The sequence below is a fragment of the Streptomyces lacrimifluminis genome (genome assembly GCF_014646095.1).
GTDB lineage: Bacteria > Actinomycetota > Actinomycetes > Streptomycetales > Streptomycetaceae > Streptomyces > Streptomyces lacrimifluminis.
The window spans coordinates 1-16,150 of the sequence record NZ_BMMU01000014.1 but is presented as its reverse complement, the minus strand read 5'-3'; the positions used below and the strand labels follow the sequence as shown (position 1 = coordinate 16,150).

The 16,150-nt window shown below is 68.6% G+C and carries 13 protein-coding genes and 2 pseudogenes; 7 read left to right on the top strand and 8 right to left on the bottom strand.

Annotated features, from left to right (window positions below; translation table 11 throughout):
* The first annotated feature begins 6 nt into the window (after window positions 1-6).
* From IEY89_RS21240 to IEY89_RS21230, 3 genes are read left to right on the top strand one after another with little or no spacing between them, the layout of a single operon-like run.
* Window positions 7-876, top strand: a complete 870-nt coding sequence (locus IEY89_RS21240; RefSeq protein ID WP_189149043.1) for a dioxygenase family protein — start codon at window positions 7-9, stop codon at window positions 874-876.
* On the top strand, window positions 873-1,928 hold the full coding sequence (locus tag IEY89_RS21235; protein WP_189149042.1) for a maleylacetate reductase: 1,056 nt from the start codon (window positions 873-875) through the stop codon (window positions 1,926-1,928). Before IEY89_RS21240 ends, IEY89_RS21235 begins: the two co-directional genes overlap by 4 nt.
* Window positions 1,929-1,986: 58 nt before the next feature.
* Complete coding sequence (locus IEY89_RS21230; RefSeq protein WP_189149041.1) at window positions 1,987-2,745, top strand: EthD domain-containing protein; 759 nt, start codon at window positions 1,987-1,989, stop codon at window positions 2,743-2,745.
* 472 nt (window positions 2,746-3,217) lie between these two features.
* Here IEY89_RS21230 and IEY89_RS21225 read toward each other — a convergent pair.
* A pseudogene (locus IEY89_RS21225) lies at window positions 3,218-4,403 on the bottom strand (lipase).
* A 25-nt stretch (window positions 4,404-4,428) separates the two neighbouring features.
* Window positions 4,429-4,977 (bottom strand): YciI family protein, encoded by a 549-nt coding sequence (locus tag IEY89_RS21220; RefSeq protein ID WP_189149186.1) that lies wholly within the window; start codon window positions 4,975-4,977, stop codon window positions 4,429-4,431.
* A gap of 757 nt (window positions 4,978-5,734) precedes the next feature.
* Between IEY89_RS21220 and IEY89_RS21215 the strand changes: the two genes are divergently transcribed.
* Complete coding sequence (locus IEY89_RS21215; RefSeq protein ID WP_189149040.1) at window positions 5,735-6,694, top strand: DUF1152 domain-containing protein; 960 nt, start codon at window positions 5,735-5,737, stop codon at window positions 6,692-6,694.
* Window positions 6,695-6,798: 104 nt separating this feature from the next.
* On the opposite strand, the gene IEY89_RS21210 is transcribed toward IEY89_RS21215, so the two are convergent.
* The 3 genes and pseudogenes from IEY89_RS21210 to IEY89_RS21205 form a co-directional block, all read right to left on the bottom strand.
* Entirely contained in the window at window positions 6,799-7,200 is a 402-nt protein-coding gene (locus IEY89_RS21210; protein WP_189149039.1) for a hypothetical protein, read from the bottom strand.
* Between the two features lie 569 nt (window positions 7,201-7,769).
* Window positions 7,770-8,045: pseudogene (locus tag IEY89_RS40770) on the bottom strand (IS5/IS1182 family transposase); the annotation flags it as partial.
* A gap of 83 nt (window positions 8,046-8,128) precedes the next feature.
* Window positions 8,129-8,842 carry an AAA family ATPase gene (locus tag IEY89_RS21205; protein WP_189149038.1) on the bottom strand — a complete coding sequence of 238 codons (714 nt, stop codon included), beginning with the start codon at window positions 8,840-8,842 and terminating at the stop codon, window positions 8,129-8,131.
* A 190-nt stretch (window positions 8,843-9,032) separates the two neighbouring features.
* On the opposite strand from IEY89_RS21205, the gene IEY89_RS40765 reads away from it, so the two are divergent.
* Both IEY89_RS40765 and IEY89_RS21195 read left to right on the top strand, forming a co-directional pair.
* Window positions 9,033-9,197 (top strand): lamin tail domain-containing protein, encoded by a 165-nt coding sequence (locus IEY89_RS40765; RefSeq protein ID WP_229695342.1) that lies wholly within the window; start codon window positions 9,033-9,035, stop codon window positions 9,195-9,197.
* Between the two features lie 378 nt (window positions 9,198-9,575).
* Complete coding sequence (locus IEY89_RS21195; RefSeq protein ID WP_189149037.1) at window positions 9,576-10,076, top strand: peptidylprolyl isomerase; 501 nt, start codon at window positions 9,576-9,578, stop codon at window positions 10,074-10,076.
* Between the two features lie 310 nt (window positions 10,077-10,386).
* Here the strand turns inward: IEY89_RS21195 and IEY89_RS21190 are convergent, their stop codons facing one another.
* The 3 genes from IEY89_RS21190 to IEY89_RS21180 form a co-directional block, all read right to left on the bottom strand.
* The gene (locus IEY89_RS21190; protein WP_189149036.1) at window positions 10,387-10,938 is read right to left on the bottom strand and encodes an EF-hand domain-containing protein; all 552 of its coding nucleotides are present in this window, start codon (window positions 10,936-10,938) and stop codon (window positions 10,387-10,389) included.
* Window positions 10,939-11,073: 135 nt separating this feature from the next.
* Window positions 11,074-13,371 (bottom strand): molybdopterin-dependent oxidoreductase, encoded by a 2,298-nt coding sequence (locus IEY89_RS21185; RefSeq protein WP_229695341.1) that lies wholly within the window; start codon window positions 13,369-13,371, stop codon window positions 11,074-11,076.
* Window positions 13,372-13,439: 68 nt separating this feature from the next.
* A complete protein-coding gene (locus IEY89_RS21180; protein WP_229695340.1) occupies window positions 13,440-14,057 on the bottom strand; it encodes a hypothetical protein in 618 nt (205 codons plus the stop codon).
* A gap of 267 nt (window positions 14,058-14,324) precedes the next feature.
* Here IEY89_RS21180 and IEY89_RS21175 point away from each other — a divergent pair, with 267 nt between their 5' ends.
* The gene (locus tag IEY89_RS21175; protein WP_189149034.1) at window positions 14,325-14,603 is read left to right on the top strand and encodes a hypothetical protein; all 279 of its coding nucleotides are present in this window, start codon (window positions 14,325-14,327) and stop codon (window positions 14,601-14,603) included.
* Window positions 14,604-16,150: the final 1,547 nt, after the last annotated feature.

Genomic DNA, 16,150 nt, shown 5'->3' with positions numbered 1-16,150 from the left:
CACCACGTGGACTTCACCGTCGAGACCGCCACCGACGCGGTGGTGGAGAGCTTTCGCCAGACCAAGGACCAGCGGCTGCGGCAGGTCATGGAGAGCCTGACCCACCACCTCCACGACTTCGTGCGGGACATCGAACCCACGATGGAGGAATGGGAAACCGCGATCGGCTTCCTCACCGCCGTCGGCCGGACCTGCGACGACACCCGCCAGGAGTTCGTCCTGCTCTCCGACGTCCTGGGCGTCTCCATGCTCGTCGAGACCCTGAACGGGGCCGAGGAGGGAACCGGGAGCACCGTCCTCGGCCCCTTCCACATGACGTCCTCGCCCCGCCGCGAGCTCGGCGACTCCATCGACCTCCTCGGCACCGGCCGCCCGTGCGTGGTGTCCGGCCGACTGCTCGCCGCCGACGGAACCCCCCTGCCGGACACCGAACTCGACGTGTGGCAGTGCTCCAAGGACGGCTTCTACGACGTGCAGCAGCCCGACGAACAGCCGCCGGGAAACGGCCGCGGGCTATTCCGTACGGACGGCGAGGGCCGCTACTGGTTCCGTACCGTCGTTCCCTCCCACTACCCGATACCCGTCGACGGCCCCGTCGGCCTCCTGCTCGAAGCCACCGGCCGGCACCCCTACCGGCCCGCCCACATCCACTTCATCGCGAGTGCCGAGCACCACCGGCCGGTCACCACGCACGCGTTCGTCGCGGGCAGCCCGTACATCGACTCCGACGCGGTCTTCGCGGTCAAGCGAGGCCTGATCACGGACTTCACCGATTCGTACGAGGAACGGGACGCCGAGCGCTTCGGCGTGACCGTGCCCTTCACCCACGCGAGGTTCGACATCGTGCTGGCCCCGGAATCCGAGTCGGCACGATGACCTTCACCTACGAAGCCCTGCCGATGCGAGTGGTGTTCGGCACCGGCAGCCTGCGTCAACTCCCGCAGGAAGCCGAGCGGTTGGGCCTGCGGCGGCTACTGGTGCTGTCCACCCCAGAGCAGCGCCCGCTCGCCGAGCGCGCGGCCGGTCTGCTGGGCGACGCATGCGTCGGGCTGTTCACCGGGGCCCGGATGCACGTGCCGGCCGAAGTCGCCGAGGCGGCCCGCACGGCAGCACGCGATGCCGGCGCGGACGGTTGCCTGGCCATCGGCGGCGGCTCCACCATCGGTCTGGGCAAGGCGATCGCCCTGAGCTCCGGCCTGCCCGTGATCAGCGTGCCGACGACCTACGCCGGCTCGGAGATGACCACCGTGTGGGGACTCACCGAGGACGGACGCAAGCGCACCGGCCGCGACCGTGCCGTCCTGCCCCGCAGTGTGGTCTACGACCCCGCACTCACCGTCGGCCTCCCCGTGGACATGTCCGTGACCAGCGGTTTCAACGCCATCGCCCATGCCATGGAAGCCCTGTACGCGCCGGACGCCTCGCCGATCGTGTCCCTGATGGCCGAGCAAGGGGTGCGCTCGCTGGCCGCGGCGCTGCCGGTCATCGCCGCGGACCCCGGCGACCTGCCGGCCCGCACCGACGCGCTGCGTGGAGCGTGGCTGTGCGGGGCGTGCCTGGGGGCCACGACCATGTCGCTCCACCACAAGCTGTGCCACATCCTGGGCGGCACCTTCGATCTGCCCCACGCCGCCACCCACACCGTCCTCCTCCCGTACGTCGCCGCGCTCAACCTCCCCGCGGCACCGGCCGCCGAGCAGGCCCTGCGCCGCGCGCTGGCCACGGACGACGTACCGCAGCACCTCGCGCGAGCATCCGCCGAACTCGGAGCCCCGCGCTCGCTTGCCGAACTGGGCCTCACCGAGCCCGACTTCGACGAGATCACGGCCCAAGCACAGGCCCAGCCCTACGCCAATCCACGACCGGTCACCGAGGGCGCCCTCCGTGCCCTCCTCTCGGACGCTCTGAAGGGAACTCTCGCGCCCTGACCGACCCTTCCCGAGCATCACGGATATCCGTCATACATCGCCGCACCAGGAGACTCAAATGATCAAATTGGTGGCCGCCGCACGACGCCGTCCCGGCATGACGCACGCCGAGTACGCCGAGTACGTCGAGAACGTGCACGGCGCGATAGCGCGCGCCGACAAGCTGACCGTGCGCAAGTACGTCCAGAACCACGTGCTCGACGGCGCCTACGGCGCGCTCGGGGACGTGGGCTATCAGGTGACCCTGCCGCGCGACTCCGTGACCGAGCTGTACTTCGACGACCTCGAGTCCATGGCGCAGACCTTCGCGGACCCGTACACGCGCGAGGTCGTCGGCCCGGACGGGGCCAACTTCAGCGACCAGCCGGCCGCGGTCAGCATGCTCGTCGAGGAGAGCGCGGCCGAGACACCCCGATCCGCAACCGGCACGGTGAAGATCCTCCACTTTCTCAAGGCCGCAGACGGGCTCGCCCCGGAAACCTTCCAGCAGGACTTGCGACAGGCCTACGAGGAACTGCTCGCCGACCCGGCCGGGCCCGCCCAGTACCTGCGCGGCCACGCGTGGCACACGCCCCTCCCCGGGGACGGTATGGCCGCGTACTTCGGAGGCACGTCGGAGCAGCCCGCGTACGACGCCTACTTCGCCCTGTGGTGCGACGAGGCGGAGGCTCTGACCGGTTTCCGCGCCTGGCAGGAGGCCTTGGCCGGGCAGGCGGAGAAGCACGGTGCGCACTTGCAGCCCTCCCTGTCCTTCTTCCTCCTCACCCGCGAGGTCGTGATCTTCGACGACCTGGCCGACGACGGGACCTCGGCTTGACCTCGTGGGACACGCGCCGGACGGATCGTCATGGATCCCCAGACGGAGATCGCAACACGTCCACTGTCCGGCGGAGGGGCGGCGCAGCCGCGGCCAGGGTCGGGGCGGCGAGCTCAGCTGGGTGCTGTGTCCCGCGCGTCATGGGACACACCACCTGCCGCCCAGAGTCTTTCTGGCGTTCCGGAGTTCGTCCAGGTCAGCACTGTGAGGCCCTGATCGCGTGGGCGTCGATCACGCTCATGGCCGGCCGCCTCACACGCAAGCCTGCCAGCCGTGCCAGCCGTGCCAGCCGTGCCAGCCGTGCCAGCCGTGCCAGCCGGGCCGAACGGCCGGCGCCCCGTCCGGACGACCTCACGCAGGCCGCCTGAGCCAGGAAACGTCGGCCGCTCTCGAGCTCCTCGACCAGCCGAGTCGGCACTGGCGCCAGTCGCCGAAGGTCCACCCTCGGTGCGGGGTGTGGAGCCCGACTGGCTCAGCGCAAGGGACCGTCGGCCGCGAAGGCGTGGGCCGCGAAGCGCTTGCCCATTCGCCGGTATGCGGCGGCGGTGGGGTGAAGGCCGTCGGGGCAGGTCATCTGCCTCTTCAGGGCCGAGCAGCTCGCGTCCGTCGAGATGGTGGAGGTGGGGATCAGTCGCCTGTCGTGCCGCAGCTATCCGGGCCAGCTCGGCACGGACCACCGCCAGCGACAATGCCCCGGCGGCCACATCGGCCCGATCGCCCAGGGCCACGAGCCTCCCGTCCGGGCCGGTAGCGGTCGGGCCGGGGGTCTCCTCCAGGGCCGGACAGCTCACCGGAGAGATCAACAGCAGCGGGGTGTCCGGGTGTCCATCCCGGATCGTGTCCAGGAACCCGTGTACCGCCGGGCCGAACGTCCGCAGCCGGAAGGCGGACAGGCTCACGATGTTGATCCCCACCTTGAGGCTGATCAGGTCGGCGGGCGTATCGCGGATCGTCCTTGCGACATAGGGATCCAGCAGCGCGTTGCCCGCCTGGCTGAGGTTGATCACCTCCACCCCTCCGAGCGCGGCTGCCACCACCGGCCAGGTCCCGGTCGGGCCGTCAGCCTCGATGCAGTGACTGATGGAACTCCCGTGGTGCACCCAGCGGCGCCGCCCGTCCGGCAGTGATGCCAGCACGTCGCCGTCAGCGCGCAGGGCCACCAGTTCCGTTGGGGTCTGCTGTGGCAGCCACAACTCGACGTTCTTCATGCCGGCCGGCAGCCCGGCGAACCGTACGGTTGCTGGCCCGCCCGGGACGAGTTCCTGTACGGACCCGGGGCCCGCCATCCGCAGCACGTTGCCCACCGGCGCCTGCTGACGGCCGGCCAAGGCGCCGTCCACCAGCAACTCCAGCATCCCGGTCGGGCGAGGGTGGGGGTCGCAGGCGAGCTGGCCGGTGAAGGTGAGTACCTCGAACTCCAATGCGCGCGCGTCGGTGCGGAACACCAGCCGGACCCCCGAAGGCATCACGGTCACTCCGTAGACCGACGGGTCCTGGTACTGCGCCTTGGTCCACGCGGGCAGCCGGCGCGGCATCACCCCTGCCTGCGTGGTCTCCAGGTCCAGCGCTCCCCGTAGCTCCACCGGCCCGCCGACCAGTGGAACGGTCCGCAGCGCCACCGTCACCGCTCCTGCCCCAGGTCGATGTGGTCCGGAGATGACATCAGGGCGGTGCCTTCGTGGCTCATCGGCGCCCGCCGAACTCCCAGTCGTGGACCTCGATGTCCGCGTACCGGTCCGGAGTCAGGACGGCTCGTGCCGTGTCCGGATCCGGGGCCCTGAGCAGCGCCGCCGTACCCAGCCAGGTGTCGCCGTCGTCGGACAGCAGCGGCCCGTACGCGACGAGCTCGTCCCGGTCGAGCGGCAGGGCGAGGTCGGCGGCCGGGCCTTCGCCGAGGCCGAGCACCAGGTACCGGTTGCCACCGGTCCGGCCACCCGGGAATTCCCACATGGTGCGTCCCAGCACGTTGCGCCACCGGCGCAGCAGCACGTCCCGGTACGCGCCGGCCCGGTAGTTGGGCTCGTCGAAGACGAACGCGCGGGCGGCGGCGGGATCGGGCAGGTCGACGATGTGCACGCTGCCGGTGGGTGTCTCACCATCAGCGGCGAAGGTCGGGCCGCGAGCGATCAGTTCCTTCGCGTACCGGTCCACGTAGGACCAGTGCGTCTCCAGCAACTCCTCACGTAACGCGAGGGAGCCGGGCCGATCACGGTGATAGCAGAAGAACTCCATGGCCACAGACCCTTCCCTATCAAGGGCACCGTCTCAACTGTCTTTCGGCGACGACGACTCCGCGCTCCAGTCGAGGCAGCACTCCACCAAACGGCGTAACCGTCACGGCCGCGCGGTCACCATCACGTGGGGAGCGGCCGGGGAGCCGTGACCGTGCGGCACGGTCGCCGCTCTCGTCTCGCGGACCTTGCGTTTCTGCCGGTCCCTCACCGAGGGCCGGTAGGCATCGTCCAGAGACGCAGGGCTCCCTCCCGACCGACGCCCGCGTCAGCCACTCGCGCACGACACAGGCCTCGTCGGCAGACGGGCACAGGGCCTGCACCGCCCATCCCACAGCCCAGTGAGTGGCGAGCACGGACTCCAGCGCGGCCCCGCGCCGCCGGTACGGCCACCCGGTCGTGTCCGTCCCGGCCGGCCGCAACGGATCGAACGCGACGGATCGAACGCGACGAAGTGGGCGGGCCACTCCTGGGTCGCCCGGCCCGCCCTGGTGCCGCGCCGGGCCAGCCGGTTCTGCAACCGCTCGACGCGAGGCGGCCCGGCGACGTCCCGTACGCTTTCCTCGCCGTTTGTGTGAGCTGCACCAGGTGTCTCATGAGTGCATGTGCAGGTCTGAGCGGGTGTCAGCCAGGGCCTGTCACCGCGTAGGCCGCCTCTGGCGGTCGAGCCTGGTGACCTTCGTTCCTGTTGCTCCGCGACTTCATCGTCGGGCGGGAACCCGGGGCGCCCGGTGCCGGGTCCCGGGACAATGATCGGCATGACGTCTCTTCACTCCAACCCACTCTTCAGCCGACTTGCCGATGCCGAACGGATCCTCGTCGCGGGCGCGGGTGGTGGATTCGACATCTACTCCGGTCTGCCGTTGGCTCTTTCCCTCTTGCACCAGGGCAAACAGGTGCATCTCGCGAACCTCTCCTTCAGCGCACTCGAGGGTCTTCCGATCGACGACTGGGTCGCCCCCGACCTGGCCGCGATCACTCCCGACTCGGCTTTGCACCAGAGCTATTTCCCCGAGCGGACCCTTGCCCAGTGGCTGAGCCGGAACGGCTACCCGTTCACCGTGTACGCCTTCCCCCGGACCGGGGTGCGTCCGCTGCGCGCCGCCTACCGAGAACTGATCGAGCTGCACCGCGTCGACGCCGTGGTGCTGGTCGACGGCGGTACGGACATTCTGATGCGCGGCGACGAAGCCGGGCTCGGTACTCCGGAAGAGGACCTGGCCAGCGTGGCGGCGTTGGCCGCGCTGGACGATATACCGACCCGGCTCGTCGTCTCGGTCGGCTTCGGCGTGGACGCGTACCACGGCGTGAACCATGTGCAGGTACTGGAGAACATCGCCGCGCTGGAGCGCGACGGCGCGTACCTCGGCGCGTTCTCGATACCACGTACCACCCGTGAGGGCGCCCTCTACCTTGACGCGGTGACGCACGCACAGCAGCACACCCCGGAGCACCCCAGCATCGTGAACGGATCCATCGCGGCAGCCGTGCGCGGCTCGTTCGGCGACGTCCGGTTCACAGACCGCACCCGGGGCAGCGAGTTGTTCGTGAACCCGCTGATGTCCCTGTACTTCGCCTTCGACCTCCCGGGCCTGGCAGCCCGCTGCCTCTACCTGGACCGGATCGAGGAAACCCACCTGATGCGCCAAGTCCATTCGCGGATCGCCGAGTTCCGCGGATCGATAGTCACCCGCCCACCCCGCCGCTTCCCGCACTGACGGCCAGGCCGACGACGCGCTGCCCGGCGCCGTCACTGAGTCCGCCGCTGCGTCCGCCAGGAACGGGCCCCTTGCAAGAGCGTCCGTGCCCCTGTCCTCCGGGGTCATTTGCAGTCGGACCCGGTGGACAGGCCAGGCACCGGCTGGTCGTTGTCGCCGCCGCGCACGTACACCGCGCTGATCCAGCCGACCGGGCCGCCCGCGTTTACCTGCACCCACCAGTTGTTGCGGTAGGGGCCGTCCACCACCTGGGTGCCCTGGCGCTGGCAGAACGCCGTCACCCACCGCTTGCCGATCTGCGCGCCCGCGATCGCCGGGCAGGCCGCGGAGACCTCCGGGCACGCCCGTACGTTCACACCGGTTGCCCACACGTACAACTCGACTTCCGGCGTGGTCGCCTGGGCCGGCGTGGGGAGCAACAGGGGAAGCGCTGCGGCCGTCGCGATGGCCGCGGCCGGGATTGCGCGCCGCAGTGAACGCGCTGCCGCGCGCAGGGTGCTCGTCATGGTCGTCTCCTCGCTCGGTGGTTGTTCGTCAGAGAGCGGACGGAGCGCACATCCGTCCCGTATGAGCGCCACGTGTGCGAAGTCATACGGGGGGCGGCAGGCGCGTCCCCCAGATGTCCGCGCCCCGCGTCGGGGCATCACCGGAACCGGCCAATACCCGCTCACGCCGAGAAGGAGAGGGGAGCGCTCCCGCCCGCGCCTCGGCCGCGTCCCGTGCCACCGGACCACTCGAAGCCGGACAGCGGCCCGGCAATCCGTGACGCCTGCTCCGGGCCTGCGGATATCGTTGCCGGGCCTCACTCGCGAATCGACCGACGCTTGCTGGGGAGCGATGATCGAAGTGCGCCTGCTGCGGCCGGTCGAGGCGGGGGACGATAGGACCCGAATTCTGCCCCTGGGCGGATCGAGACCCGTGGTGCTGATGTCCGCGCTGGTCCCTTCGCACGTCGCCGCCGCCCGCCGTGCCTTGGCGTAGACCGGCGCCGCCTCCGCGACCCGGCCGAAGGATCTGCGGCTCGTCGCGTACGAGCACCTGTACGCAATGCGGTTGAGGATTGGGCACGACGCCGAGGTGGTTGCCCCGCTGCTCTCCCCCGCCTGCGCCCATCCGCTGATGGCCGCAAGTTGGAGTGCGGCCTGGTGAGCGATGGCGCGATCGGCAAGGACGACCACAGGGCGGGTTCTCGGCCTGCCGAGCCCGCTTCGCGGGATCCGCATTCCGGCCATGACCACCTCGAAGGCCGACGCGTCACCGGCCTGGCGGGCATTGACATGGATGGATGTAGCCGTGCGCGGTTGTCACTGGCCAGGTGGACCTTCGTGCTCATCCCATCGGGGGAGCGTCCGTGTGACGACGCAGCACAGTTGGCAAACGCCGAGAGCCGGGCCTTCTGCGTCGCCCATGTGACGAGGGCTGATGGGGACCCGCCTACGGTTCGAGGATGTGCCGTAGATAGGAGTGCGGGTCGGCGAGATAACGGCGCCAGTGATCCACGACGCCGAGCTCCTGCCAGGCGACCCTCCGCATACCGTGCTCACCGACCTCGATGATGTCCGCGCCCGGCAGCGCGGTCAGCAACGGGGAGTGCGTGGCACAGATGACCTGGCCGCCCTCCTTGGCCAACCTGTCGATGTGCCCGATCAGCTCGAGGCACGAAGAGAAGGAGAGCGCTGCCTCCGGCTCGTCGAGAACATAGAGCCCGGCGTGAAGGAACTTCCCGCGGAACGCCGCGAGAAAGCCCTCACCATGACTCACGGAGTCCGGCGAGAACCCCTCCCTGCCCAGGGCGTCCATAGCGGTCTCGGCACGCAGGAAGAAGCCCTTGCGAGCTGACCAGCTGGTGACCATACGGCGCCCGCGTCCCGAGGCGGCGTCGAATTTCATACCCTCTCCGAGCGCCGACTTGCCGCGCGGGGAAGCGTAGCGCCAGTCGTGGGAGCCACCGTAGGAGTCCAGGCCGAACCCCTCCGCCAACGCCTCGACCAGGGTCGACTTCCCCGAGCCGTTCTCACCGACCAGAAAGGTCACCGGCGCGGTGAACCGCAGCCCTTCGTCGAGCAACTGCCGGACGCAGGGCACCGACCAAGGCCAGGTCTCCGCGTCGTACGAGGAGAAATGGGCATACGCGCGTTCGATAATCACGCAATCAGTGTCGCCTGAACTCGGAAACCGTACGTGCACGTCCAGTACGAATCCCCGGGACACGACAACCGCTCCAACCGCTCGCCGCACAAGGCGTGGGTGGACGCCAACAACACCACCGCAACATGGTCAACCTCGACGGCTGGGCCCTTGAGGACGAGTCCGGTCGCACCTGTACCTTCCCGCTACCGTGGCCGGTCGTGGCACGCTCCGTATCAACACCGATGAGGGCCGCGGCACTCGCGCCAGCCTTTACCAGGACCGTCGTCAGTACGTGTGGAACAACGACCGCGACACGGCCACCCTGCGGAACGACCACGACCACGACCACCGCCACGGCGGCGCCCGCCGCTGACACCGCACACCGTCAGCGGGCGGCTGGGCATTTCACCCGTCCCCGCACGTGATCGGCCGGCGCGCTGTCGGTGTGAGGTGGGACACTCCACGGGGCCGACGGGGCCGGTGCCCTCAGGCCGGCCCGGCCACGGCCCAGCCCATGGCTCGTAGCGAGGTGCTGCTTCCGGCTCCGCATAACAACGGCCCCTCCTTGCCGGAGCTGTCCTGGGCGACGTCGACACCGACTTTGACCACCGGGTCGGGCCGCACCAGCGTTCCTTTCAGCCTCTCCCCGACGCTGCCCCACCCGGCCGGCGCGGGAAGCGATGGTCGTACCGGAGGCGACGGAGGCGACGCCGAGTACCGCGGGTCTGAAACCATGGTGGAGAATCACTGCATGAGTGAGAACGTCTATTTCCAGGTTTCCGCGAACGGCGAGGACCTCGGCCGCATCGTCTTCCGACTGTTCGACGACGTCGTGCCGAAGACCGCCCGCAACTTCCGTGAGCTGGCCACCGGCCAGAACGGGTTCGGCTACAAAGGTGCGCCCTTCCACCGGGTCATCCCGGAGTTCATGCTGCAGGGCGGTGACTTCACCAACGGCAACGGCACGGGCGGCAAGAGCATCTACGGTGAGAAGTTCGCCGACGAGAACTTCCAGCTCAAGCACGACCGACCGTTCCTGCTGAGCATGGCCAACGCGGGTCCGAACTCCAACGGCTCGCAGTTCTTCATCACCACCGTGGTGACCTCGTGGCTCGACGGCAAGCACGTCGTCTTCGGCGAGGTCGTCGAGGGCGCGGACATCGTCAGGACGATCGAGACTCTCGGCAGCCGCTCCGGAGGCACCGCCAAGAAGATCGTCATTGAGGAGAGCGGCATCGTCCCCGCCGTCTGACCATCGTTCGTCTGGGGCGCCTGCCGGCGCCCCAGACGGGTGTCCACATGCGCGTGCACCACGGCGCTCCTCCGGGTACAGGGAGCGGCAGGCGGTCCGGGGTTGCCGAAGGCACCTCCCGGCCCGGTGACACCACCCCCAGGTCATCCGTTCGACAGGGCGCAACAGTCATACCGGGCCCGGAGGCCAGCGGCCCCATTGCAGGACCGCGAAACACATTAACGGGGCTGCCTGGCCTGACGTCGTCCCGCCGCATGCCCACACCAGCAGTGGTGCGGGCATGCGGTGCCCCTGGCCGCGTCTGGGGCTGTCAGCCGGCGACCCTGCCGAACAGGTGGTTGGCAGGAGCGTCCGGGTCGTTGCCGTAGAAGAACTCCGCGACGGCCTGGTGGAATTCGGCGCGGTCCAGCGCACCGGAGCCGTCCCGGTCCAAAGCGGCGAAGACTGCGGCGCAGTCCTCGCCGGGAACGCCGGCGACCGAGTAGTACATCTGCTGGAACTCCGCCTGGTCGATCTTGCCGTCTCCGTTGAGGTCGGCGAGGTCGAAGAAGTAGTTGGTCACCGGCTCGATCTGTTCCGGGTACTGGGCGGGGTCGGTGAGGACCCGCCTGAACCCCTCGGTCATCTCCCGTAGATCGATCTTCCCGTCACCGTCCTGATCCATGGGGGCGAGCACGTTCGTCCAGAACCCGTCCATCCCCTCGGTGAGCAGGCGGGCGGTCGCGGCTTCCGGCGCGGTGCCGCGGGCGGCGATGTAGCGCTCGCTCATCATTCGGACGTCCCGCTGGGTGATGAACCCGTCGCCGTCGACGTCGGCGCCCCTGAACCACTGGCCGTACTTGAGGTCTTGAAGTGCAGTCACGACTACGTACAGTATTCATTCCATCACGCAAGTGCAAACCCCAAGTGGAGAGCCTCTCGTCGGCCAGGGCCAGCCTGCTGCGCGATCGACGATGGCCTACACGAAACTTGCCCGAGGCGGCAGGAAGCCTTCGTGTCAATGTTCGAGGTGTGGCGGGGTGAAAGCGAGCACATCAGGAAGGGGATCGTCGTATAACGCGACGTCGACCAGTGCACTGAGAGCACTCGGTCCTTGGGACAGGCGCGAGCACGGCCGATCCGCCGTGAGAACGTTCGGATTGCCGTGGCGGTCCAATGTTCCGCTCAGGCCCGGCTGGACCGGATCCCACCACGCTCCCGTGGGCAGTTGTACGACGCCTGGCATGACGTCGTCCGACAGGACTGCGCCCGCCAGACAGCTACCTCGGTCGTTGTGGACGCGCACGATCATGCCGTTCTCGATGCCGCGCGACGCGGCGTCCAACGGGTTGATCGTCACGGGCTCGCGGCCACGGATCTTTGAATTGAGGCTGTGGCCACCGTTGTCGTACTGGCTGTGCAGGCGCGAGGCGGGCTGATTCGAGATCAAGTGCAGCGGGAACCGGTCCGACACGTCAGCACGAAGCCACTCCACGGGTTCGAACCATGTCGGATGCCCGGCGCAGTCGGCGTAGCCGAACGAGTCGATCTCCTCGGAGAAGATCTCGATCCGGCCCGAAGGCGTCGGCAGGGGGAAACGCTGCGGATCTTCGCGGAGCGCCTCGAAGCTGCCGGGAAACGGTCCGGTCAACGCCGGCAGCTCAGCGGTGGAGCTGCGCCAGAAGTCGTCGAAGTCCGGCAAGGCGGCATCGTCGCCGAGCTCGGCCCTTGTCTGCTCGTAAAGGTGCCGGACCCATTCGATCTCGGAGCGCGACTCCGTGAACTCCTGCTCGAATCCGAGCCGGGAGGCCAAGGCGGCGAAGATCTGGTGGTCGGTGCGCGAATCGCCCTCCGGCTCACGGACCTTCGGCATCGCGACAAGGTGGGGATCGGCGAATCCGGCGGCAAAGTCGTCGCGCTCCAGGCTGGTGGCGACGGGGAGGACGATGTCCGCGAACTTGGCCGTGGTGTTCCACCAGGCTTCGTGAACCACCACCGTGTCAGGGGTCTGCCAGGCGCGGGCCAACCGGTGCAGGTCCTGGTGGTGGTGGAACGGGTTGCCTCCGCACCAGTAGACCAGGCGAAGCTCGGGCAACGTGAGGCGCCGGCCGTCGTAGTCGATGGTCTTCCCCGGGTGCAGCAGGGTGTCGGCGATCCTTGCGACCGGGATGAAATCCGGAACGGGGTTGGAAACCTTGGGCACCGTCGCCACGGAGGGGCGGCCTCTGGCAACGCCGGTCGCGTCCATCGTCGCGTAACCTGCGCCCCAGCCGCAGCCAGGCCGGCCCATCGAGCCCGTCATGGCGGCCAGCACCACAGACATCCACATCGGTTGTTCGCCGTGGTCTGCCCGTTGCACCGCGTAGTTGACCATGATGAGAGAACGCTGGGTGGTGAGGCGGCGGGCGAGGTCGCTGATCGCGTCGCGGCTGATGCCCGTGATCCTCGCTGCCCAGGCAGCGTCCTTGGGGACGCCGTCGAGCTCGCCGACCAGATAGGAGGCGAAGCGGTCGAAGCCGACGCAGCACCGGCGAAGGAAGTCCTCGTCGTGCCACCCGTTGACCAGCATCGTGTGGGCGATGCCGAGCATAGCGGCGGTGTCGGTGTTGGGGATGACGGGCAGCCACTCGGCGCCTAGGAAGCCGGCGGTGTCGCTGCGGATGGGGCTGACGTTCACGAACCGCACCCCGGCCTCACGGCATTGGCGCTGCAGGTTCTGCGTCTGGTGCCTGGCCAGCCCACCAGGGTTGATCTGGCTGTTCTTGAGGGCCAGCCCGCCAAACGCCACCACGAGCTCGCAGCTCTCGGCGATCTCGTCCCACATCGGCATCCGGGACTGGTAGCTCCACGGATGCCCGCCGATCACATGGGGGAGGATGACCTCCAAAGCGGCGGTGCTGTACGTGTTGCGCGAGTCGGTGTATCCCCCGCCCAACGCCAGGAACCGGTGGAGTTGCCCCTGCGCGTTGTGGAAGCCGCCCGCACTCGCCCATCCATAGGATCCGCCGAACACCGCGCTGTCTCCGTGCTGTGAACGCACTCGACGCAGTTCATCGCTGACCAACGTGATCGCATCGTCCCAGCTCACCTCCACAAAGGCGTCTGCGCCTCTGGCCGTGTCGTGGACGCGCGGCAGGCCGTTCAGCCAGCCCTTGCGCACCGCCGGGCGCAACACGCGAGCGCTGTCGTCAGCGGCCGTCACCATCCCGGGGCCGATAGGCGACGGCGCGGGGTCGTCGCCCCTCGGCTCAATTCGCACCAACCGACCTGAATCGACCACCGCGACAAAACTGCCCCAGTGGGTCGCAACCGTCATACGCCGTTCCACCACGCATCAACTCCATCCCTGAAGTTCCCCTGGCTCTCGGACAGCGGTTGCTCACGTCACAGGAGCTCCATTTCAGTCGACGGTCCGCGGGACGGAGACTTCCCCTGGGGCCTGCTGCCCAACCCCGTCGGTGCCCGCGACTGCCAACGGCCGCACGGAATCCCCGGCGCCAAGTGCGTGTCGGCAGCCGGGGTCCGGGTGGCGGTCCATATGTCCAGCCGAGGGCGCAGGCTGTCGGTGGCGACAGTGATGAGGCCGAGGGTGTCCCTGATGGACACTGGGCTGGGGTGGGTGTGCAATGTGGCCTGCCACCATGCGGTCCAGACGGTGCGAAGCGCGTCGGCCAGGGGCGCGTCCCAGGTGCTCCAGCCCGTTTCGACCAGGCGGGTGGCGATCAGTTCCTCGGAGACGTGGAACTGACCGGCGACAAGGGGGCGGATGATGCGCGGGACGAGACGGCGGAAGAGACGCGGGAAGTCGTCCCAGTGGCTGGGCACCTCTCCGGCGGTCGCGGACACCAGGTCGTCGGGTATGAGGTGCAGCGGCCTGGAGAGTTCGGTGAGTCCCTCCTCGCCGTAGCAGTACGGGCAACCACCGATGGGGAACGGCTCTTCAGAGGCGAAGGCGCGGTCCAGTGCATCGAGGGCTGTCATGAGCTGCTGATGGTGTGACATGGCGACCCGCCGGGGGACTCGGTCCCAGTGACCGGCGAAGACCGTCGGCTATCAGGCTGGGCCGGAGCTGATGCTGCGGACCGAACCGTCATTACCCGACGACAACTCGAAATTCTCAGTAGTCAGCGCGCGGTCGAAGTGTGTGTCTCGCGTGACGACGAATTCGAGACCTGACCTGGGCAGGCTGTTTCGTCGGCGGCGCGGGCAAGCTCACGGTGTTCCTGGCAGCCCGCGTTGATGTCAGTGGCGGCTGGAAGGCTGGACCGCATGAACGGCGATGATGAGCAGTTGCTGCGTGGCCGGGTCTATGGTGCCGACCACGATGACCCCGCCCCGGGACCGCGCCCGGGCCAGACGTACGTCGAACTGGTCGGCGGACCGCTGGACGGGCTGCTGTTGGACATCACGGGTTGGTCGCAGGACGAGATCGACACAGGCGTCTCCCTCCAGACCGAGCTGGGGCAGTTCGGGCCTGGCGGGCGGGCGCTGTACGATCCGCGCCCCGGCAACCCGGCCTGCTGGGACTGGGGCGGCGACAGCCCCTGATCGCCTTCCTGGCCTCCACGGCTGGAAGTGGCCACTGCGCTGGCGGTGATGCGGACAGTGTGGGGTGAAACGCTTCCGGGACTCCGTGCCTCTGACAGGTTCGGCGCGTGGATCAAGAGTGGGCAGCCGTTGTCGCAGGCATCGCCGGGCTTGTTGGCGCGGTCGTCGGCGTTCTCGTCGGCGGGTGTGCCACGGTACGCGGCGCTCGGATCGGCGCGAAAAGGCCAGGAGACGCGGGGTGCCTACCTGGACTTCATGCGCGCCGGCCAGTCCGTGCTGTTGCCAGACTGATCGCTGAGCACTGACCGGGCAGGGGCCGAAGCCGGTGAACGTGCATGCCTATTGCGGTAGTTGTGGGCAAGGCGACTGAGAGAGGGAGGCGCATATGGAGCAACGCCCGGATTCTCATTCCCACGTCCCGCCGGCATGGGCCAGGCCAGGTAACCGGTGGGGGCCGCGGGTCTACTGGCCGATGCTCTGCCTGAGCATCGGCCTGTTGGCGTGGCGGGTGATCGATGGCGACAGTGCAGGACGCATCGCGGTGACGGCCTGCCTGGTCCTCATGTGGACCTGTCTCATAGCCGCCAACCAGGCCGCACGGCGCAAGGAGGCCAGAAGAGAGACATCCGCATAGTCAACCTGGCCCGCGCCGGGAGCCCCAACGTCCTGGAGACGTAACCAGCACGCCAACGAACGCCATCCGCAGGGTCCGCCATTTCGGCAGCGACGGGCAGTGCTTCAGCTGGACGCGATCGGCTCCCCGGCCGTCGTCCTGAACCCGCGCCGCGATGATTTCCCGGCCACGGTCAGGTGGAAGCGGCACGGGGGCAGACCGCCTGGGGCGCAGGCATCCTGCCGCACAGCAGCTCGGCGGACCAGCCACGACCCAAGACGGCGTGTGGCATGGCGCCGCGATCCGCCCCGAAGGATGGCGCCCTCCCGTTCATCGTCAACTTCGATCCGAGCGAGTCCTTGGAGATCGCCCCGTGGATCCGGAACAGCGCGGGCCCTGGAGCCGACCACCACGCCTCTGCGGATCCGCCAGGAGATGGGGGAGGGAGGTGAAGGAAAACCCACAGGTCGTCCTCCTGCTGGACATGGTGTGCGACGAACTGCGCCAGTGCGCGCCGGACTCCGGGGAGTTTTTCGCACCCGCCTGCGCAGAGGTGATCCTCACGGTAAGGACGAGGAGGCGCCGTTGGACCTCCCCAGGCATCACGACGCCTCCTCGTCAACGTGCAGCCTCTACCCGCCCTAGCTCATCCCATGCCAGCAGGTGCATGACCCCTTGGCGACCGTGCCGCCGGCACCTCATTCGCGCCGATCTCGCCGATCACAGAAGAAATGAGACCGAGTAAGCCCTGACCCCCGGTCCTTCTGTCGGGAAGACGATGCTCGCCGAGGCATGCGGTGCTGCGGACAGTCCCGTCGGATGCCCCGGTCGGCGGATAACAGTCCCTAACAAAGCCGTTGGACGTGGCGGTGAGTGATCAGGCAGACGGCGAGTCCGAGGAATGCTTCGTGGATGTCGTCGCGGCGTTCCCAGC